The sequence below is a fragment of the Amycolatopsis albispora genome, from assembly GCF_003312875.1.
Taxonomy (GTDB): Bacteria; Actinomycetota; Actinomycetes; order Mycobacteriales; family Pseudonocardiaceae; genus Amycolatopsis; species Amycolatopsis albispora.
On sequence record NZ_CP015163.1, the window covers coordinates 4,306,341 to 4,326,094 of the forward strand.

Here is a 19,754-nt window from a genome sequence, read left to right on the forward strand (position 1 = left end):
CGGACAGCAGCACCAGCCACTTGGGGTCTCCAGGACGACGGGCCCGCAGACACGAGCATGGGGTAGAGCACCTTGTGCTGCACGGTACGAGGCAATGTCGCCAGCGCGATCAACCGGCGAGCTCGGCCCGTGGACATCACCAGCCAGGCCGATCTTGAGTGCTGGACGCGCTTACCCGCCTCCGGCGCAATCTGGCCAGCGCGCCGGAGCAACTACTGCAGCGCCTCTTCGAGACCACTCAGCTGGAGGTTCGCTTGGTGCCCGGCGTCACCAAGGCCGCAGAGAGAGTCCAGCACGCCATGCCCCAGACACCACAAAGGCCCGCTGACCTTGCTGGTCAACGGGCCCGTTGTGGTAGCTGCGCGTACCCCCGATGGGATACGTGAAGCATCTACGCGTGGTCGCACCCGTCATGAGCTGCAGCTTTCCGCAGATGTCCCGCTGAACAAGACCCGCCGTCGACCAGCGAGCCGCCGATGAGCACCACCATTCGCCGTGACCTCGCCCTCTGGGTGCAGTGCTTCTGCACCGCCCTGGTCGCACTCGACGCCGCCTACGCCTCCTACCGCCACGGCCGCGACTTCGCCCTCCGCTTCGGCTCCGACCACACCACCGCCGCCATCTGGCCCCTGATCGTCGACGGCCTGCTCATCATCGCCACCGTCGAACTCTGGAAGGGGCCCGCCAAGCAGACCGGCCGGTGGGCCGCCTGGCTCGCCTTCACCCTCGGCATCAGCCTCTCGCTGTGCGCCAACATCGCCGCGGCGCCCCACCTCAGCGTCTTCGCCATCGCGGTGGCCGCCTGCCCTCCGCTGGCCTTGCTCCTCGCCGTCGAACTGCTCAACCGAGCCCTCAAACGCCACCGAACAACCCACAACACCACGACGGAGTCGGGCACCGCGAGCACACCACGCCAGGAACCCACCGCACCAGCTCCGCTCAGCGCCGAAGAACGCATGTGGCAGCACTACCTCGCCGAACTGGAGCAGGGCCGCACCCCCACCGGCGCTGAACTGGATCGCGTTGCTGGCACGCACAACTACGGGCGCCGTCTCCTCCGGAAATGGCGCGCAACCGGACGCCTCCCCGACCACAAGCAAGATCAGCAAACGGCCGCCGGAACAACCAGCCGACAGGCGGCCTGAACCACACACCGCCCACGCGCATTCAGCGAGAACAAACCCATCAACGACGCCCCAACGCCGACCCGTTGACCACCTATAACAGCGTTTCGCCGTGTATCGTCCCAGCTCAAGAAGAGTCTTCCCCGCACGGGCGGGGGTGGTCCGGCCGGGCTGGTGCCGCTGGAGACGCTGGAGTCGTCTTCCCCGCGCGAGCGGGGATGGTCCCGCGGCCAGCTCCCCGCGGCGTACCGGCACCATGTCTTCCCCGCGCGAGCGGGGGTGGTCCTGGGGCAGGCCAAGAGCCATCGCGACCAGATCGTCTTCCCCGCGCGAGGGGGTGGTCCCTTCATGTCGACCGCGTCGGGCGGCATTCGCTGTAGACGCGGCCGGCCAGTCCGCGACTCCGCCAGTCCCGCCGTGCCGATTCCGCTGGCTGGAGAACGCGGCACGGGCATTCAGGGCTGCACCGCAAACCCATGCTCGCCTGATGGTGAGAGCCGGTGTGAGAACCGGCCGCACATAGTTCCGCACATCACGACTGACGAGGCAAGGCCAGGTTCGGCCCCCGGCGCCGGTAGCCGTCCCACACCCTTTAACCGGCTTCTCATCCAGGGATTCCGGTTGGACGTCTACCGGGCGCCGGGTGGCCCTCTCTAGCCGACAATGGATCGAGGTCCTCAATGCCGACGTTCAGCTACCCCCCACCGGTTGGAGCACGCCGCCGACAGCGGAGGACTGACTATCGACGAATCAACTGCCTCGTCGCCCCGGCCAATCCGCTGGCCTCGCCCTGTCGGGTAACACCGCTCTCGGCCGCCAAGCACTTCTTCGAGGAACGAACTCATGCACCCTTCTACGACACAAACCCGTCCAGTTCACAACGACCTGGGCCCAGCGGAGCGCGCCGGAAAACCACGCGAACGGGATCCACGGCGGTACAGCGAGCAGCTCGGTGACGAGCTGCAGCAGCACCGCGAGCACGCCGGTCTCACCGTGGAAGCCGTTGCCGAGCACCTGGGCTGGAGCCCGGACACGCTGTCCGACACCGAGCTGGGCTCTTCGACACCATCCAGCTGACCGTGCACTTGCGCGGCGAAGGCGATGAGGCGACCATCACCATCAAGCTGCCAACCGAGCAGCTACCCGAGATCGCCCACGCGGCGGAGAGGATCCACGAAACCATGCCAGCAACGCAAAAACCGCCGGTCAGGATGACCGACGGTGCTTGCGTAGATGCTGCGCGTACCCCCGATGGGATTCGAACCCACGCTACCGGCGTGAGAGGCCGGCGTCCTAGGCCGCTAGACGACGGGGGCTAGGAACTTCTTCCTTGTTGCGAGAGAGAACTTACCAGACCGGTTTTTCCCTCTTGCAGCTGGGGTACCAGGACTCGAACCTAGACTAACTGAACCAGAATCAGTCGTGCTGCCAATTACACCATACCCCAATGGGGTGCGTTTCCGATCTTGACCGGCTTCGCACCGCCGGGAAGAAATATAGACCACCGCCTCCGGGGCCCCGCAGGCGGGGGCACCCAGCGTCACCGCGGCGCCGGCACCCCCACCCTGGCGAACTCGCAAACGAGCAGTTCAGGCAGCTCCGCGAGCCCCTCCACCACGTGCACGCCACGCGGGACCGCCGCGCCGGTGGCCGCGCGGTCCAGCCAGACCGCCCCCAGGCCCGCGTCGTGGGCGCCGATGGCGTCGGTGTCGAGCTTGTCCCCTACGTGCACGGCCTCGCCCGGGTCGCAGCCCAGTGCCAGGCACACTGTGTGAAACATCACCGGATCGGGTTTGGCGACGCCCATCTCCCCCGCGATGGCGATGTGGTCGAAGAACCTCGCCAGGCCCAGGTCGGCGAGCTTGGTGCGCTGGTGCGCGCCGGAGGCGTTGGTCACCGCCGCCAGGTGGACGCCGGCCGCGCGCAGCCACTCGAGGCACGGCAGCACGTCGTCGAACAGGCGCCACGACCGCCGCAGCAGTTCCAGTCGCCGCCGTTCGAACGACGCGGCCTCCTCGGCGCACACGGGCTGCCCGACCTCGGCGAGAAAGCTCTGGGTACGCGTGCGGTGCATCGCCGCGTAGTCGAGGTCACCGGCGACGACCATGGCCACGTGCCGGTCGGTCACCGCCTCCCACAGCGGCCAGAGGTCGTCGCGGCCGAGCACGGCGGCCAGCGCGCCACTGCTGGACGCGGTGAAGTCGATCAGGGTGTCGTCGATGTCGAGGCAGACCAGGCGCAGGGCCGGGGCCGACCACGGGTCAGCCGGTGAAGCCGGGGTTGTCCGCCGCTGTCTCGGGGGTGCGAGCGCAAATTCCACTCAGAGAGGCTAGGGGTAGCCGCGGCTTCACCGATTCGACCAACGAGGTGAACTAAGAAAAAACTGACACGGTCAAGCGGTTACAGCCCGACACCGTCGAGTGCACGCCGCAACCGTCCGAGGGAGACCTCCCGGCCGAGCAGTTCCATCGATTCGTAAAGCGGCGGTGAAACGGTGCGCCCGGTGATACCCACGCGTACCGGGGCAAAAGCCTTGCGGGGCTTGAGACCGAGCTTCTCCACGAGTGCGTTCTTCAGCGCTTCCTCGATACCGGGAGTATCCCAGGAGGACAGTTCCTCGAGCGCCTCGATAGCGGCGCGGAGTACCGGCTCGGCGTCCGGGCCGAGAACCTTCGCCGCCGCGGCCTCTTCCGGCGCGAATTCCTCTTCGGACACAAAGAGGAAACGAACCATGTCCACTGTGTCCGACAGCACGATCACCCGCTCCTGCACCAGCGGGGCGATCGCGCGCAGCCTGCTCAGCTCGCTTTCGGACGGTTCCGCCGGAAGTACGTTCGCGAGTTGCAGATAGGGCACCACGCGCGCGGTGAAATCGTCCACGTCCAGCGCGCGGACGTGCGTGCCGTTGATCGCTTCGGCTTTCTTCAAGTCGAAACGGGCGGGGTTCGCGCTCACCTTGCCGATATCGAAGGCTTCGACCAGTTCACCGGCGGTGAAGATGTCGCGGTCGTCGGCGATGGACCAGCCGAGCAGGGCCAGGTAGTTGACCAGCCCCTCCTTGATGAATCCGCGGTCACGCAGGTTGAACAGATTCGAAGAAGGATCACGCTTGGACAGTTTTTTGTTGCCCTCCCCCATCACATACGGGAGGTGCCCGAATTCGGGCGTGCGCTCGGCGACGCCGATGCGCTGAAGCGCCGCGTACAGCGCGATCTGCCGCGGCGTGGACGGCAGCAGGTCCTCCCCGCGCAGCACGTGGGTGATCTTCATCAGCGCGTCGTCGACCGGGTTCGTCAGCGTGTACAGCGGCTCACCGTTGTTCCGCACCAGCACCGGGTCCGGAATGGTGGCGGCCGGGAAGCTGATCTCGCCGCGCACCAGGTCGGTCCAGCCGAGGTCCTGGTCGGGCATGCGCAGCCGGAGCACCGGCTTGCGGCCCTCGGCGCGGAACGCGGCGCGCTGCTCGTCGGTCAGGTCGCGGTCGAAGTTGTCGTAACCGAGCTTCGGGTCCTGGCCTGCCGCCTTGCGCCGCGCCTCGACCTCCTCGTTGGTCGAGAACGCCTCGTACAGCTCCCCCGCCTCGAGCAGCTTGGCCGCCACGTCCGCGTAGATCTCCCGCCGCAGGCTCTGCCGGTACGGCCCGTACTCGCCGCCGACCTCGGGACCCTCGTCCCAGTCCAAGCCCACCCAGCGCAGCGCCTCGAGCAGCGATTCGTAGGACTCCTCGGAGTCGCGAGCGGCGTCGGTGTCCTCGATCCGGAACACCAGGGTGCCGCCGTGGTGGCGGGCGAAGGCCCAGTTGAACAGCGCGGTCCGGATCATCCCGACATGCGGGGCACCGGTCGGCGACGGGCAGAAGCGGGCGCGCACAGGCGTGGTCTCAGTCATAGCCCGACCAGCGTATCCAGTGCCGGAACGCTTGACACACGGGTGGTCCCGGGTGCACGCTCGATTTATTCAACAAGTGATGAAAAAGGGGTGGTTCCCATGACCGAGCGCACCGGGTGCGTGGTCATCGGCGGTGGACCGGCCGGCATGGTGCTCGGTCTGCTGCTGGCCAGGGCCGGGGTCGAAGTGACGGTGCTCGAGAAGCACGCCGACTTCCTGCGTGACTTCCGCGGGGACACGGTGCACCCGTCGACCCTGCAGCTGCTCGACGAACTGGGGCTCGGCGAGCGCTTCCACGCCGTGCCGCACAGCGAGATCCAGCAGGTCGGCTTCCCGCTGCCCGACGGGCGGATGCTGACCTTCGCCGACCTCTCGCGCCTCAAGGTCAAGTACCCGTACATCGCGATGGTGCCGCAGTGGGACTTCCTCGACGTGCTCGCCGAAGCGGGCCGTGACGAACCGTCGTTCACGCTGCGGATGAGCACCGAGGTCACCGGGCTGGTCGCCGAGGGCGACCGCATCGCGGGCGTCCGCTACCGCACCGCCGACGGCACCGAGGGCGAGCTGCACGCGGACCTGACCGTGGCCGCGGACGGCCGCTGGTCGCTCGCGCGGCGGCAGGCCGGGCTGCGGCCGCGGGAGTTCGACGTGCCGTTCGACGCCTGGTGGTTCCGGCTGCCGAGGCACGATGGCGAACGCGGCGACACGATCAGCCCGCAGATGCGGAACCGGAAGTTCGCCGTGGCGCTGCCGCGCGAGGGCTACTTCCAGATTGCCTACCTCGCGCCGAAGGGGTCGGACGAGGACCTGCGCAACGCCGGTATCGAGCAGTTCCGGGCCAGCGTGGCCGAGGCCTACCCGAACTACGCGGACCGGCTGGACTCGCTGGAAACCATGGACGACGTGAAGTTCCTCGACGTGCGGCTGAACCGCCTGCACCGCTGGCACACCGAAGGCCTGCTGTGCATCGGGGACGCCGCGCACGCGATGTCACCGATCGGCGGTGTCGGCATCAACCTGGCCGTGCAGGACGCGGTGGCCACCGCGCACCTGCTCGCCGCGCCGCTGCGCCGCGGCCGGCCGCGGCAGCGCGACCTGGCGAAGGTGCGGGCCAGGCGCTGGCTGCCGACGGTGGCCGTGCAACTGCTCCAGCGGCTGCTGCACCGCGCGGTGATGCGGCCGGTGATGGCGGGCAAGCGGAACGGGCCGCCGAAGCCGGTGATCGCGGTGCTCGGCCGGTTCCCGAAGCTGGCGGTGGTACCGGCCTACCTGATCGGGGTGGGCCTGCGACCCGAGCACGCGCCCGGGTTCGCCAGGCGGGACCCGGTCAGCCCTGCACCACGGGGTTCGTGAGCGTGCCGATGCCCTCGACGGTGATCGACACCTGCTGCCCGTCGGTGATCGGGCCGACGCCCTCCGGGGTGCCGGTCAGGATCACGTCGCCGGGCAGCAGCGTCATCACCGACGAGACGAACTCGACCAGCTCCGGGATCTTGTGGATCAGGTCGGCGGTGGTGCCGTCCTGCTTCAGCTGACCGTCCACCTCGGACTTCAGCGACAGGTTGCCCGGGTCCGGCAGCTTGGTCTCGATCCACGGGCCGAGCGGGCAGAAGGTGTCGTAGCCCTTGGCGCGGCCCCACTGCCCGTCGGCCTTCTGCAGGTCACGCGCGCTGACGTCGTTGGCGACGGTGTAGCCGAGCACCACGCTCGCCGCGCGGGCCGCGGGCACGTTCTTCACCGGCTGGCCGATCACCACGGCCAGCTCGCCCTCGAAGTCCACGCGACCGGCCGCCGGGGGCAGCTTGATCGCCGCGTTCGGGCCGATCACGCTGGTGGACGGCTTGAGGAAGAGCATCGGCGACTGGGGTACCTCGTTGCCGAACTCCGCGGCGTGCTTGGCGTAGTTGCGGCCGACGGCGATCACCTTCGACGGCAGGATCGGCGCGAGCAGCCGGACGTCGGCCAGCGGCCAGCGCTTGCCGGTGAAGTTCGGGTCGCCGAACGGGTGCTCGGCGATCTCCAGTACCTGGGCGTCGTCACCGTCGCCTTCGATCGCAGCGAAGGCGACACCACCGGGATGAGCGATTCGAGCTAGGCGCACGTGCTCCACCTTACGTGGTCAGGCGCAGGCTCTTGTGGACGAGGGCGTCGCACAGCGCCAGCCAGCTGGCTTCGACGATGTTGCCGTGCACCCCGACCGTGGTCCACTCCCGGCTGCCGTCGGTGGTCTCCACCAGCACGCGGGTGACCGCGTCGGTGCCGGGGTGGCCGGGCAGGATGCGCACCTTGTAGTCGGCCAGCTCCACACTGTCCAACCAGGACAGATGCGGGGTGAGCGCCTCGCGCAGCGCGGCGTCCAGCGCGTGCACCGGGCCGTTGCCCTCGGCGGTGGCGATCACCCGCTGCCCGCCGACGTGCACCTTGACCGTGGCCTCGGACACGATCTCGCCGTCCGCGCGGTGGTCGAGCACCACGCGGTAGGACTCCAGCACGAACGGCGGTTCGTCGAAGGCTTCCCCGGCTTCCCGGCGCAGCAGCAGTTCCAGCGAGGCGTCGGCGGCTTCGAAGGACCAGCCCTCGGCCTCCAGCCGCTTCACCTTGCGCACCGCGCTGGTCAGCGCTTCGGGCCGGCCGGCAAGGTCGACCCCCAGCTCACGTCCCTTGAGCTCGAGGCTGGCCCTGCCGGCCATCTCGGTGACCAGTACCCGCATGTCGTTGCCGACAGAAGGTGGATCGATGTGGTTGTACAGCAACGGATCCACCTTGATCGCGCTCGCGTGCAGCCCCGCCTTGTGGGCGAAGGCCGAAGCTCCCACGTACGCCTGGTGGGCGTAGGGGGCGATGTTCGCGATTTCGGCAAGGGCATGGGAGACGCGGGTGAGCTCGGCGGCGTTCCCGGTGGGGAGCACCTCCATGCCGAGCTTGGTCACCAGGTTTCCCGTCACGGCGAACAGATCGGCGTTGCCCGCCCGTTCCCCGTAACCGTTGGCGGTGCACTGCACGTGCGTCGCGCCGGCCTGCACCGCGGCGATGCTGTTCGCCACCGCGCAGGAAGTGTCGTCCTGGCAATGGATGCCGAGCCGGAAACCGGTGCGGTCCTTGACCTCCCGCACCGTTTCGGCCAGGCCGAGCGGCAGTTGCCCGCCGTTGGTGTCGCACAGCACCACCACGTCGGCACCGGCACCCGCCGCCGCGTCGGCCACCCGGAGCGCGGTGTCCGGGCTGACCGCGTAACCGTCGAAGAAGTGTTCCAGGTCGACAAAAACGCGGCGGCCCTCGCGGACCAGGAACTCGACGGTGTCGCGCACCATCTCGCACGCTTCGGCGACCTCGACCTTGAGCGCGCGCTCGATGTGCCGCAGGTCCGACTTGGCGACCAGCGTGACCGCCGGGGCCTGCGAATCGAGCAGCGCGCGCACCTGCGCGTCCTTTTCCGCGCTGGTACCGGCTTTCCGGGTGGCCCCGAAGGCGACCAGCACCGCGTGCTTGAGGCTCAGCTCCCCCGCCGCCTTCGCGAAGAACTCGGTGTCCTTCGGCAGCGCGCCCGGCCAGCCGCCCTCGATGAACCCGACGCCCAACTCGTCCAGCAGGCGCGCGACGGCCAGCTTGTCGGTCACCGAATAGGAAATGCCCTCCCGCTGGGCACCGTCCCGCAGCGTGGTGTCGTAGAGGTGGAACTCGTCGCCCAGCGCGGTTCCTGCCGGTTCGGTGCGGGTCACGGGGTGCTCCTCGATTTGTCGCGAAAAAGGCCTCAGAACAGCAAAAAACCTCCCGCAGGATGATGCGAGAGGTCGCGCGCCGGGTGTTCGTGAGAACAGCTACCCGGCGCGCCTGCCGATAATGCTGGCGGCGAAGAACGTGACAGTCACGAGGGCGATAGTGCCACAAGCCCGCCCGGGGTTCCAAGTCCTGGTCGAAATCTCCCAGATGGTGGAACCCCGGGTGGAGGCTCAGGCGGTGCGGGTGTTCGAGGAGACCAGTGCCGCCAGGCGGTCGCCGATGGCGTGCGTGGAACCGGGGTTGGCCTGGTCGCGGGTGGCCAGGTCGAAGGCCACCGAGGCCTCGATCCGGCGCGCCGCCTCCTTCTGGCCGAGGTGGTCCAGCAGCAGCGCCACCGAGAGGACCGCGGCGGTCGGGTCGGCCAGCGCCTGCCCGGCGATGTCCGGCGCGCTGCCGTGCACCGGCTCGAACATGCTCGGGTTCCGGCGGGTGATGTCCAGGTTCCCGCTGGCGGCCAGGCCGATGCCACCGGTCACCGCGGCGGCCAGGTCGGTGATGATGTCGCCGAACAGGTTGTCGGTGACGATCACGTCGAACCGGCCGGGGTCGGTGACCAGGTGGATGGTCGCGGCGTCCACGTGCGAGTAGGCCACGGTGACGTCCGGGTGCTCCAGCGAGACCTCTTCGACCACGCGCGACCACAGCGAACCGGCGTGCTCGAGCACGTTGGTCTTGTGCAGCAGGGTCAGGTGCTTGCGCGGGCGCTGCTCGGCCCGGTCGAAGGCGTCGGAGACGACCCGCCGGATGCCGAACGCGGTGTTCACGCTCACCTCGGTGGCGATCTCGTGCTCGGTGTCCTTGCGCAGCAGCCCGCCGTTGCCCGCGTACGGGCCCTCGGTGCCTTCGCGCACCACGACCATGTCGATCTCGGCGGTGTCGGCCAGCGGGCCGCGCACCCCCGGGTAGAGCCGTGCCGGGCGCAGGTTCACGTGGTGGTCGAGTTCGAACCGCAGGCGCAGCAGCAGGCCGCGCTCGAGAATGCCGCTGGGCACCGTCGGGTCGCCGACCGCGCCGAGCAGGATCGCGTCGTGCTGGCGCAGCTCGCCGAGCACCGACTCGGGGAGCAGTTCCCCGGTGGAGTGCCATCGCGCGGCGCCGAGGTCGTAGTTGGTGGTCTCCGCGTTGGGCGCTACCTCACCAAGCACCTTCAGCGCCTCGGTGACCACCTCGGGCCCGATCCCGTCACCTGGGATCACAGCGAGCCGCATCCACACACCTCCGTCGATCTGGGTCCGGCGTCCCGGATGGCCCATCCGCACAAAACTCCAGCGACGGCAGGTTACCGGCTGCCGACATTCGGCCGAAGCCGCACCACCCTTATGTCTGATCTTCCCGCGTCGTGAGACACCCGGAAGTGTCACCCGCTACTCCGTTAGGAAGAAGTCTCACTTTTTCACACGGTCGGCTTACGACCACCCGGAAAACGCGGACGGCGCCCGGGAACCGAAGCTCCCGGGCGCCGTCAGCGATGGTCGATGCCTCAGCTGTCCGCAGCCGGCGGGGCCACGTTCAGCTGAACCACGTTCGCCCGATTGCCGGACGCGTTGTGGTGGTTGAGCGCGAGCAGGCCGAGCACGGTGTCCTGACCAGCCGACGCCGCATTGCGGTTGACCACCAGCGCGGTACCCGGCCGCGCCAGGTAGGACAGCGCGGCGTCCCCGCCGCCCTGCACCCAGTACCCCGGCGAGACCGCGTCGAACGACAGCGGGGTGTCGACGCTGTCGATCACGCCGCTGCCCGGCGCGGTGTAGTACCCGGCGACGCCGACGGTGTAGCTGATCCGGTGCGAATCCGCGTTCGGGTCGATGCCGAGCGCGGCCAGGCGCACCGGCAGCACCGCCACGTCGGTGTCGAAGACGTTGGTGTCCACGTCACCGAGGTGCCCGTTGAGCGGCTGGAGATCGACCGAGGGGAAGCCCGGCTTGTTCAGGTCCACCGTGTTGACCAGGAGCACGTCGCTCGAGGTCGCCTTGGTCACGTAGGACTCGAAGTCCGGCCTGCCGTCCCCGGTGGTGTCGATGTCCACGAACGGGATGGTGTTGCTGCCGAGGTTCGCCCAGTTGCTCCAGGTGGCGATGCCGAAGGCGAGCAGCGACTCCTCCGGGGCGCCCTGCTGCTTGGCCAGCGGCGCGGTGGAGGCCGCGCCGACGTACTTCAGGTCGCCGCCCTTCGCGGTGTCGTTGATCGTGCACTGCGTCGGCTGGTCGTCGCACTCGGGCAGCTGCGGGGACTGCGCCTGCAGCTCGAACATGCTCACCAGCGAGCGGTACGCCTGCGCGCCCGCGCCCTGGCTGACCCCGCGGCCGCCGAGGTTGACCACCGCCTGCTGCTGACCGGCGGGGAAGGTGACCTTGGCCGGGGTGGTGATGCCGGCGACCGGCTTCGGCGCCGCGTAGACCGGCACGCGCAGGCCCACGGTGGCGCCGTTGCGCGGGGTGAAGGCCACCCGGCCGGAGGCGTCGGCGAGGAACTGGCGCGCCAGGCCCGCCTGCGTGGTCTGCATGGTCGGGTCGATGACCTTGCGCAACGCCTTCGGGTCGTCGATCTTCAGCGTCACGGTGACCGTGGCGATCCCGCGCGGGCTGAGCTTCACGCTGTTCTTGTTCAGCTCGTACCGCACGCCGGGCAGCTGGGTGACGCCCTGGTAGGCCACGCCGTACTCGACCGGCTTGACGCCCTTGTTGACCACCTTGATGGTCTTGGTCAGGCTGACCGGGCCCGCCGCTTCGACGGTGCCGAACGAGGCGCTGACCACGCCGGGGTTGTCCTGCACGTAGGCGAGAACCTGGTTGTCCAGCGCGGACTTCGCGTTCACGCGGCCGGAGCCGACGCGCTGCGGCCCGAAGGTCTTGCCGCCTTCGACGACGTCGGTGCCCGCGGTGTTGACCACCGCGGCCTTGACCTCCTCGACCGACCAGTCCGGGTGGGCCTGGCGGATCAGCGCGGTGATGCCCGCGGTGTGCGGGGCGGCCATCGAGGTGCCCGAGAGCACGGTGCGGCCGTTGCCGCTGCCGCTGTACGCCGACGAGATGCTGTCACCGGGCGCGGCCACGTCCGGCTTCACCGACGGCCCGCGCACGCCACGCGAGGTGAACGAGCTGGGGGTGTCCACAATGGACTGGTCGAAGGTCTGCAGCGCCGACCGGCCGAGGCCGGACATGCGCACCTGCAGCGTGCCCGCGTCCAGCGCCGGGCGCACCGAGGCGGTGGCCGAGCCGGTCAGCTGGAACATCGGCACCGCCGCGTTGCCCGCGATGCCGGCCGCGAAGTTCTCCAAAGTGGACGAAAGCAGCACGCCGGCCGCACCGGCGGCCTGCGCGTTGTTCGCCCTGGCACCGGAACCACACGGGCGGGTGGCGTCGTTGTCGTCCCACTCCAGCCAGGCGATCTTGCCCTGCACGGCGGCCTTGTCGGCGGCCGAGAAGGGCGCGCAGCCCGCCGCGTTCGCCGCGGAGACCTTGACCACCGGGGCGGTCACGTCGAGCGCGTCGTAGTCGGCGTAGTTCTGGCTGAACTGGCCGCCCTTCTGGCCGGTCGAACCGGCCGGCGCCACCACGTCCACGGCGTCGCGCAGGACCGAGGCGTCCCGCGTGCTCGCCACGGTCAGCGCCTCGGGCGTGTTGCCCGGCGAACCGCCGACGTCGTAGAGGTCACCGCCGTTGCCGCCGGAGAACACCGGCAGCACGTTGTTCGCGGCCAGCTTGCGCACGAACAGCGAGTCGGGGTCGTCCGGCGAGCCGAAGTCACTGCCCAGCGAGAGGTTCACCAGGTCGAGCTTGTCGGTCGGGTCGCCGTCGCGGTCCGGGTCGAGCGCCCAGTCCAGCGCCTCGGTGGTGACGTTGGTGGAGCCGTCGCAGCCGAAGACCTTGATCGCGTAGAGCAGGGCCTTGGGCGCGGTGCCCGGGCCGATGCGCATCTGCGCGACCGACTCCGGGGTCAGCTTCGAGTAGTCACCGGTGAAGGTGGTGCCGTCGGCGTTGACGCCGAACCCGCCCGCGGTGCCCGCCACGTGGGTGCCGTGGTGGCCGCAGGAGATCGGGTTGGGGTCGGGCTTGGGCACGGTGACGTCGCCCTCGCCGCCCGAGTCGTACTCGTCGCCGACGAGGTCGACGCCGCCGACCACCTTGGCGGTCGGGAAGAACGACGGCGAGACCTGAGTCGGGTCGATCGCGTCGTAGGCCTCCTTGGTGCCGGGGCCGCCGAAGTCCGCGTGGGTGTAGTCGATGCCGTCGTCGATGATGCCGACGCGGATGCCGTCGCCGTAGCGGCCGGTCTGCTGCCACACGTTGAGCGCCTGGGTGAGCTGCACGGCGCTGGTGTTGGTGCGCTTCTTCGGCACCACCGTGCGGACCGACACCACGTCGTCGCGGTGCGCCAGCTCGCGGATCTTCGCCGCGTCGGCCGTCACCACCGCGCCGGGAACCGCGGTCGAGGTCTCGGCGAGCAACTCGGTGCCCGCGTCGGCGCTGGTCAGCTGGCCGACCACGGAGTCGACCGCGGCTTCGGTCTCGGCCTGGGCCGCCTTGGCCGCCTGCTTGGCCTTCTCCTTGCCCGCCCCCTTGCTCTGCTCGGCGTTGAAGGCGTCGACCGCGGGGCGCTTGGCCAGCTCCACGAACGCGGTGACCTTGCCCTGCGCGGCGCCGAGGCGCGGCTCGACCTTGCCGGCGAAACCGGCGGCGCCGGATTGCGGCAGCGCGTCGGCGAGCGGGACGTCCTGAGCCTCCTGTGCCGATGCGGCCGGGGCCCCGATGAATCCGGCCGTCAGCACCACCACCGACAACCGCGCGGCCCATCTGGGAACGCGAGTTCTTTTCATGAGAAAGTGCCCTCACCCGAGGCCAATCTGAGAACCTGCCCGGGCTCGGACACACCCCCGACGGTGAGCTCCCGGCGCGCGTGCCGTGCCCTCGACGGCGCGCGGTTCAGCCTCGCGGGGGGAAATTTAGTCGCAGAATGCACCTACTTTGGTAGGCCATTCGAGTGAGTGCCACCCGGGCGGATGAGGCACGCGCGATTCACCTGGGAATACCGCCCGTTCCTGATCCGCTCCGTTACGCATTCGCAATTGGGCGGGTGCACGAAAGCCGGTCTCGCGCACCCGCCCCGAAGCTCAGCCGAACGAGATGGCGCGGATGGTGCTCGCCTGCACCACGGTGCCGATCGGCTCCAGCACGTGCTGGTCCACCGCGCGGTCCACGCGCAGCAGCATCACCGCGTCGGTCCGGTCGGTGGTCTGGCTGATCTGCGCGGCCTCGATGTTGATGCCGGCCTCACCGAGCAGCGTGCCGACGCGACCCATGATGCCGGGGCGGTCCGGGTACTCCAGCAGCAGCAGGTTGCCCTCGGCACGCAGGTCGAACGAGCGGCCGTTCACCTCGACCAGCTTTTCCACCTCGTCCTTGCCGGTGAGCGCGCCCGAGACGGACAGCGTGCTGCCGTCGGCGTGCACCGCGCGCACGGTGACCAGGCTGCGGTGGTTGGGGCTCTCCGGCTCCTTGGTCAGCTCGACCCGGACGCCCAGTTCCTCGGCCAGCCGCGGCGCGTTGACGAAGGTGACCGGGTCGCGCACCACGCCGGCGAACACGCCGCGCTCGGCGGCCAGCGGCAGGATGCTCACGTCCTCGTCGGCCAGCTCACCGCGGACGTGCACGGTCAGCGTGGCCGGCGCCTTCGGGTTCAGCGAGGCGAGCACCGTGCCGAGCTTCTGGGTCAGGCTCAGGTACGGGCGCACCTCCTCGCCGACCGGGCCGCCCGCCGAGACGTTCACCGCGTCCGGCACGAAGTCGCCGCGCAGCGCGAGCAGCACCGAGCGGGCCACGTCGGTGCCCGCGCGGTCCTGCGCCTCGGCGGTCGACGCGCCCAGGTGCGGGGTGACCACCACGTTGGGCAGCTCGAACAGCGGGCTGGCGGTGGTCGGCTCGGTGGCGAAAACGTCCACTCCGGCACCGCCGACGTGGCCCTCGCGGATGGCGGCGGCGAGCGCCTCCTCGTCGACCAGGCCACCGCGCGCGGCGTTCACCACGATCACGCCCGGCTTGGTCTTCTTCAGCGCCTCGGCGTCGATGAGGCCCTTGGTCTCCGGGGTCTTCGGCAGGTGGATGGAGAAGGCGTCGGCACGCGCGAGCAGCTCGTCCAGGCTGACCAGCTCGATGCCGAGCTGCGCGGCGCGGGCGGCCGAAACGTACGGGTCGTAGGCGATCAGCGTGGTGCCGAAGGCGGCCAGGCGCTGGGCGAACAGCTGGCCGATCTTGCCGAGGCCGACCACGCCGACGGTCTTGCCGTTCAGCTCGACGCCCGAGTAGGCGCTGCGCTTCCACTCGCCACCACGCAGGCTCTGGTCGGCGGCCGGCACCCGGCGGGCCACCGCCAGCAGCAGCGCGACCGCGTGCTCGGCGGCCGAGACGATGTTCGACGTCGGCGCGTTCACCACCAGCACACCGCGCTCGGTGGCGGCGGGCACCTCGACGTTGTCCAGGCCGACCCCGGCCCGCGCGACCACCTTGAGCCGCGAGGTGGCGGCGAGCACCTCGGCGTCGACCTTGGTCGCGGACCGCACCAGCAGCGCGTCCGCCCCCTTCACCGCCTCGAGCAGCGCCGGCCGGTCGGTGCCGTCCACATGCTGGACATCGACCTCGTCGCCGAACACGCTCAGCACGGACGGCGCGAGCTTCTCCGCGATGAGTACGACGGGCTTGCTGGGCGTGGTCACGATGCGGCTCCCATATTTCGGATTCGGCAGAAAGTGCTTGAGTGGCAACGCTTTTTCCTGCGGTCAGCCGATCCGTGCCAGTTCGCCGCTCGCGCCCCACCTCCGCTGACCGGCCACGACGGTGTGCCCGGACCACGCGCAGTTTAGCCCGCTCGTACCCATCTCGTTAACTGGGACGCAACCCGGAGAAAACAAGTTCGAGCAGCTCGGGCACGCGCGCGTCCCCGGCCGGATCGTGCTGCGACGCCCACGCTACCGCGTTGACCAGCAGCAACATGTCCTCGGTTGCGACGTCTTCGCGGAGTTCCCCGGCGGCACGCGCCCGCTCGGCCAGGCGCGCGCCGGTGCCGCGCATGGTGTGGCACGACTCGTACAACTCGGACGTTTCGTCCCGCAGCGCCACCGCCACCGCCTCGATCAGGCCGCGAAAGGTGGTCGAGACCGCCGCGAGTTCGCGGAGCCAGCGGAACAGGGCCTCCCCCGGCCGGTCGTGCTCGATGAGCTCCCTGCCCAGCTCGGCCACCCGGTCGAAACGGTCCCGCAGCAGCGCTTCCAGCAGCGCGCTGCGGGTGGCGAAATGCCGGTACAGCGTGCCGATGCCGACCCCCGCGGCCCTGGCGATCTCCTCCAGCGACGCGTCGACGCCGTCGCGCGCGAAGGCGGTCGCGGCTTCGGCGAGCAGCCGGTCGTAGTTGCGGCGGGCGTCGGCACGCAGCGGTTTCGCAGAGGTCATCGCGGTCCGAGTTTAGCCACTGGCGTATCGGAGGCTGCCTCCGTATAGTCGGCCGAGTTAACCGGAGGCTGCCTCATGTTAGGGACTTCATGGAACTGATCGAACGAACCCGCGCGGCTCTCGGTGCCGTCGGGATCTGGTTGCCGAACGCGCCGCTCAAGCCACCGGTCGAGGTGGAACGCCGGGAAACCCGCAGGCTGGACACGCTCGGCTACGGCTCGCTGTGGAGCGGCGAAGGCGTCGGCGTGCGGGAAGCGCTCGCGATCCACGGCATCCTGCTCGGCGACACGCGCAACCTGGTCTTCGGCACCGGAATCGCCAACGTCTGGTCCCGGCCCGCCAGCACCCTCCAGGCGGGCGCGGCCACGCTGGCGGCGGCGCACCCCGGGCGGTTCGTGCTCGGCGTCGGCATCGGGCACGCCTTCCAGGCCGCCCGGACCGGCGGCGACTACCGGCCGCTGTCCCAGCTGCGCGACTACCTGTCCACCATGGACGCCGAAGCCGCGGAAAACCCGCCCGCGGAGGCGTTCCCGCGGGTGCTCGCCGCGGTCGGCCCGCGCATGCTCGAACTGGCACGGGAACGCACCGAAGGCGCGCACCCGTTCTTCACCCCCGTCGAGCACACCGCTTTCGCCCGCGAAGTCCTCGGGCCGGACAAGCTGCTCATCCCCCAGCTGCACGTGCTGCTGGAGACCGATCCGGTGCGTGCCAGGGAAAGCCAGCACGACTGGCTCGGCTACGCACTCGGCGTGAAGGCGTACGCCAACGCCTGGCGCCGGTTCGGTTACGAGCCCGGACTGAGCGACCGGTTCATCGACGCGGCGGTGGCCTGGGGTGACGAGGAAGCGATCGCGCGACGGGTGCGCGAGCAGCTGGACGCCGGGGCGGACCACGTGCTGGTCACGCCCTCCGTCGGCAGCCTGCCCGAGCAGGCCGACATGCTGGAGAAGCTCGCGCCCGCACTGCTGGAGGTGGCCCGGTGAGCGTGGGGATCTGGACCTTCGCCTTCGACACGCGGCCCATCGGTGAGGTCGTCGAAGCGGCACGGGAAATCGAGGAGCTGGGGTTCGAGTCGATCTGGTGCGGCGAGTACCGCGGCCGGGAAGCCTTCACCCAGGCCGGACTGCTGCTCGCGGCGACGGAAAAGCTCACCGTCGCCACCGGTATCGCCCGGTTCGGCGAACGCACTCCGCTGGCCGCGGCCGCCGCCGGGCGCACGCTCGCCGAGGCGCACCCGGGCCGGTTCGTGCTCGGGCTCGGCGGCCACCTGCCCGGCGACCGTCCACTTCGGAGGTTCACCGAGTACCTCGACGGCATGGACAACGCCGGTCTGATCTCACCGGCGGCCCCCTACCGGCGGGTGCTGGCCGCGCTGGGGCCGCGGATGCTGGAGCTGGCCGCCTCCCGCACCGACGGTGCGCACTCGTACTTCGTGCCGCCCGAGCACACCGCGATCGCCAGGGAAGCGGTGGGCCCCAAGGGATATCTGGTGGTCGAGCAGAGCGTGGTGCTCGATCCGGACCCGGCGTCGGCGCGGCAGGCCGCCCGCGAGTTCGTCGGCCAGTACGTCGGGATGGCCGCCCACCACCGGGCGAACCTGCGGCGGCTCGGCTTCACCGACGACGACCTCACCGAGGTGAGCGATCGGCTGGTGTCGGCGATCGTGGCCTCCGGTGAGCAGGCGGTGCACGACCGGATCCGCGCCCATCTCGACGCCGGAGCCGACCACGTGTGCGTGCAGGTCATCAGCGACGGGCTGCCGCGCGCGGAGTGGCGGGTGCTCGCGGACCTCGTGTAGCGTCGGCCGGGCGCGGCCGGGGCCGCGTCCCGTCCGCGGGCAGGGCCGCGCCCACCCCGTGCTCCAACCCCAGGTCACCAGTGCTTTCTTCCGGCCCGGACAGCGGACGGCGGGCGTGGGGAAGGAAGTGCCGTGCTCAACCTCGAACAACTGCGCAAGCGTGCCAAGGACCTGCTGCGGGCCCACCGCGCGGGTGATCCCGATGCCGTCGCCCGGCTGCGCGCGGCCCGTGCCCCGGTGCGGCTCGCGGACGCGCAGCACGTGATCGCCCGTGAGAACGGGTTTCCCAGCTGGCCGAAGCTGAAGTCCTATGTGGACAGGCTGCGCCGGACGGGGCCGGAGCTGCGGCACGCCTACCACGAAGATCCGCGGTACTACACCGAGCGCGCGCTCGGCCTGCTCGCTTCGGCGAAGGACGGCACCCCGGCCGCGGTGGCCTCCTTCACCGCGATCGAGGCCCCGCTGACCAGGGCGGGCGCGCGCCGGGTGGTGGCCACCGAGCACGGGTTCGACAGCTGGCAGGCGCTGCTGCGGCACGTCCGCGACCTGGACGAACCGTTCACCCGGGCGTATCGGGCGATCGAGGCGCGGGACGTGCCGGAGCTGGCCGCGGTGCTGGCCCGCTTCCCCGGCCTGGTCACCGCGCGGGGCACCAACGGCAACGACCTGCTCGGCATGGCCGCCGCCGCCTGCGACGAGCGGCTGGTGCGGGTGCTGCTGGACGCGGGCGCCGACGTCGGCCACGCGAACGCGCACGGCTGGACGGCCTTGCACCAGGCCGGGTACGCCGGGCTGCCGGAGCTGGCGCGCATGCTGCTCGACGCCAGGGCGCGACCGGACGTTTCCGCGCGGGGTGACGGCGGTACGCCGCTGGTCGTCGCGTTGTTCTGGGGGCACACCCCGACCGCGGAACTGCTGGCGGCGCACGGGGTGTGGCCGCGCAACCTGCGGGTGGCCGCGGGCCTGGGACAGCTGGAGCTGGCGGAGGACGCCGGGGCGCATCGTGAGTTCTACCGGCCGCACGGCGGTTTCCCGGCGTGGCGTCCATCGGACTCGGCCGCCGAAGTGCTCGACGAGGCCCTATCGTGGGCGGCGCGCAACGACCAGGCCGACGCGATCACCGAACTGGTGGCGCGGGGCGCGCGGCTGGACGCCGACGTCTACCGCGGCACCGCGCTGACCTGGGCGGCGGCGGGCGGGAAGCTACGGGCCGTGCGGCGGCTGCTCGACCTGGGCGCGGACCCGAACGCGCGCGGCACCTTCGGCGGCCCGGACCACGGTGAGGGCGTCACCGCGCTGCACCTGGCCGCCCAGCACGGCCACCTCCCCACGATCACGCTGCTGCTGGAGAGGGGCGCCGATCCCGGGATCCGGGACACCATCCACCACGGCGACGCCGCCAGCTGGGCCGACTTCGGCGGCCAGGAAGCCGCCGTCGCGCTGCTCAGAGATCGGCGGGGCGGTTGAACTCGTTGTCCTGCACGCCCGCCCGGAACGCGGTCCATTCCGACGGGGTGAACACCAGCACCGTGTCCGCGCCCGCCCGGCGCAGGGCGATGTAGGTGACCCCGTCGGTGTGCGGCACGAAGGCCACCTCGCCTTCCGGCCCGGCCTGCCGCCACTGCGCGGCGGACAGGTCGAGTTCGTGCCGGATGTGTGCCTTGTCGTCCATGCGCACACGGTAGCGGCCCCGGCCCGGAAAGATCATTCCGAACCGGGGCC

General features: G+C 70.4%; 15 protein-coding genes and 2 tRNA genes. 6 read left to right on the top strand and 11 right to left on the bottom strand.

The window, feature by feature from the left end; translation table 11 throughout:
* Positions 1–476 precede the first annotated feature (476 nt).
* Both A4R43_RS20105 and A4R43_RS20110 read left to right on the top strand, forming a co-directional pair.
* The gene (locus A4R43_RS20105) at positions 477–1,145 is read left to right on the top strand and encodes a DUF2637 domain-containing protein (RefSeq protein WP_113693745.1); all 669 of its coding nucleotides are present in this window, start codon (positions 477–479) and stop codon (positions 1,143–1,145) included.
* Between the two features lie 822 nt (positions 1,146–1,967).
* On the top strand, positions 1,968–2,201 hold the full coding sequence (locus A4R43_RS20110) for a helix-turn-helix domain-containing protein (protein ID WP_113693746.1): 234 nt from the start codon (positions 1,968–1,970) through the stop codon (positions 2,199–2,201).
* A 166-nt stretch (positions 2,202–2,367) separates the two neighbouring features.
* Here A4R43_RS20110 and A4R43_RS20115 read toward each other — a convergent pair.
* From A4R43_RS20115 to gltX, 4 genes are all read right to left on the bottom strand, one after another.
* Positions 2,368–2,440: transfer RNA gene (locus tag A4R43_RS20115), tRNA-Glu, on the bottom strand.
* 59 nt (positions 2,441–2,499) lie between these two features.
* Positions 2,500–2,571: transfer RNA gene (locus A4R43_RS20120), tRNA-Gln, on the bottom strand.
* Positions 2,572–2,664: 93 nt separating this feature from the next.
* Positions 2,665–3,444 (bottom strand): HAD family hydrolase, encoded by a 780-nt coding sequence (locus tag A4R43_RS20125; protein WP_113693747.1) that lies wholly within the window; start codon positions 3,442–3,444, stop codon positions 2,665–2,667.
* Between the two features lie 80 nt (positions 3,445–3,524).
* A complete protein-coding gene (gltX, locus tag A4R43_RS20130; protein ID WP_113693748.1) occupies positions 3,525–5,012 on the bottom strand; it encodes a glutamate--tRNA ligase in 1,488 nt (495 codons plus the stop codon).
* A gap of 99 nt (positions 5,013–5,111) precedes the next feature.
* Here gltX and A4R43_RS20135 point away from each other — a divergent pair, with 99 nt between their 5' ends.
* Positions 5,112–6,365 carry an FAD-dependent oxidoreductase gene (locus tag A4R43_RS20135; RefSeq protein ID WP_113693749.1) on the top strand — a complete coding sequence of 418 codons (1,254 nt, stop codon included), beginning with the start codon at positions 5,112–5,114 and terminating at the stop codon, positions 6,363–6,365.
* Here A4R43_RS20135 and A4R43_RS20140 read toward each other — a convergent pair.
* From A4R43_RS20140 to A4R43_RS20165, 6 genes are all read right to left on the bottom strand, one after another.
* Positions 6,340–7,113, bottom strand: a complete 774-nt coding sequence (locus tag A4R43_RS20140; RefSeq protein ID WP_113697749.1) for a fumarylacetoacetate hydrolase family protein — start codon at positions 7,111–7,113, stop codon at positions 6,340–6,342. The genes A4R43_RS20135 and A4R43_RS20140 overlap by 26 nt on opposite strands.
* Before the next feature lie 10 nt (positions 7,114–7,123).
* The gene (cimA, locus tag A4R43_RS20145) at positions 7,124–8,731 is read right to left on the bottom strand and encodes a citramalate synthase (RefSeq protein ID WP_113693750.1); all 1,608 of its coding nucleotides are present in this window, start codon (positions 8,729–8,731) and stop codon (positions 7,124–7,126) included.
* 231 nt (positions 8,732–8,962) lie between these two features.
* Complete coding sequence (locus A4R43_RS20150) at positions 8,963–10,000, bottom strand: 3-isopropylmalate dehydrogenase (protein ID WP_113693751.1); 1,038 nt, start codon at positions 9,998–10,000, stop codon at positions 8,963–8,965.
* 272 nt (positions 10,001–10,272) lie between these two features.
* Positions 10,273–13,608 (bottom strand): S8 family serine peptidase, encoded by a 3,336-nt coding sequence (locus A4R43_RS20155; RefSeq protein WP_113693752.1) that lies wholly within the window; start codon positions 13,606–13,608, stop codon positions 10,273–10,275.
* Between the two features lie 294 nt (positions 13,609–13,902).
* Positions 13,903–15,501: a phosphoglycerate dehydrogenase gene (gene serA, locus A4R43_RS20160; protein ID WP_113697750.1), complete on the bottom strand. Its 1,599-nt coding sequence runs from the start codon at positions 15,499–15,501 to the stop codon at positions 13,903–13,905.
* A 166-nt stretch (positions 15,502–15,667) separates the two neighbouring features.
* Positions 15,668–16,234: a TetR/AcrR family transcriptional regulator gene (locus A4R43_RS20165; protein ID WP_113693753.1), complete on the bottom strand. Its 567-nt coding sequence runs from the start codon at positions 16,232–16,234 to the stop codon at positions 15,668–15,670.
* 89 nt (positions 16,235–16,323) lie between these two features.
* Here A4R43_RS20165 and A4R43_RS20170 point away from each other — a divergent pair, with 89 nt between their 5' ends.
* The 3 genes from A4R43_RS20170 to A4R43_RS20180 all read left to right on the top strand — a co-directional run bounded on the left by A4R43_RS20170 (position 16,324) and on the right by A4R43_RS20180 (position 19,499).
* The gene (locus A4R43_RS20170) at positions 16,324–17,217 is read left to right on the top strand and encodes a TIGR03620 family F420-dependent LLM class oxidoreductase (RefSeq protein WP_113693754.1); all 894 of its coding nucleotides are present in this window, start codon (positions 16,324–16,326) and stop codon (positions 17,215–17,217) included.
* The gene (locus A4R43_RS20175) at positions 17,214–18,032 is read left to right on the top strand and encodes a TIGR03620 family F420-dependent LLM class oxidoreductase (RefSeq protein WP_113693755.1); all 819 of its coding nucleotides are present in this window, start codon (positions 17,214–17,216) and stop codon (positions 18,030–18,032) included. Before A4R43_RS20170 ends, A4R43_RS20175 begins: the two co-directional genes overlap by 4 nt.
* A gap of 132 nt (positions 18,033–18,164) precedes the next feature.
* Entirely contained in the window at positions 18,165–19,499 is a 1,335-nt protein-coding gene (locus tag A4R43_RS20180) for an ankyrin repeat domain-containing protein (protein WP_113693756.1), read from the top strand.
* Here A4R43_RS20180 and A4R43_RS20185 read toward each other — a convergent pair.
* Complete coding sequence (locus A4R43_RS20185; RefSeq protein WP_162788525.1) at positions 19,477–19,704, bottom strand: DUF397 domain-containing protein; 228 nt, start codon at positions 19,702–19,704, stop codon at positions 19,477–19,479. The genes A4R43_RS20180 and A4R43_RS20185 overlap by 23 nt on opposite strands.
* Positions 19,705–19,754: the final 50 nt, after the last annotated feature.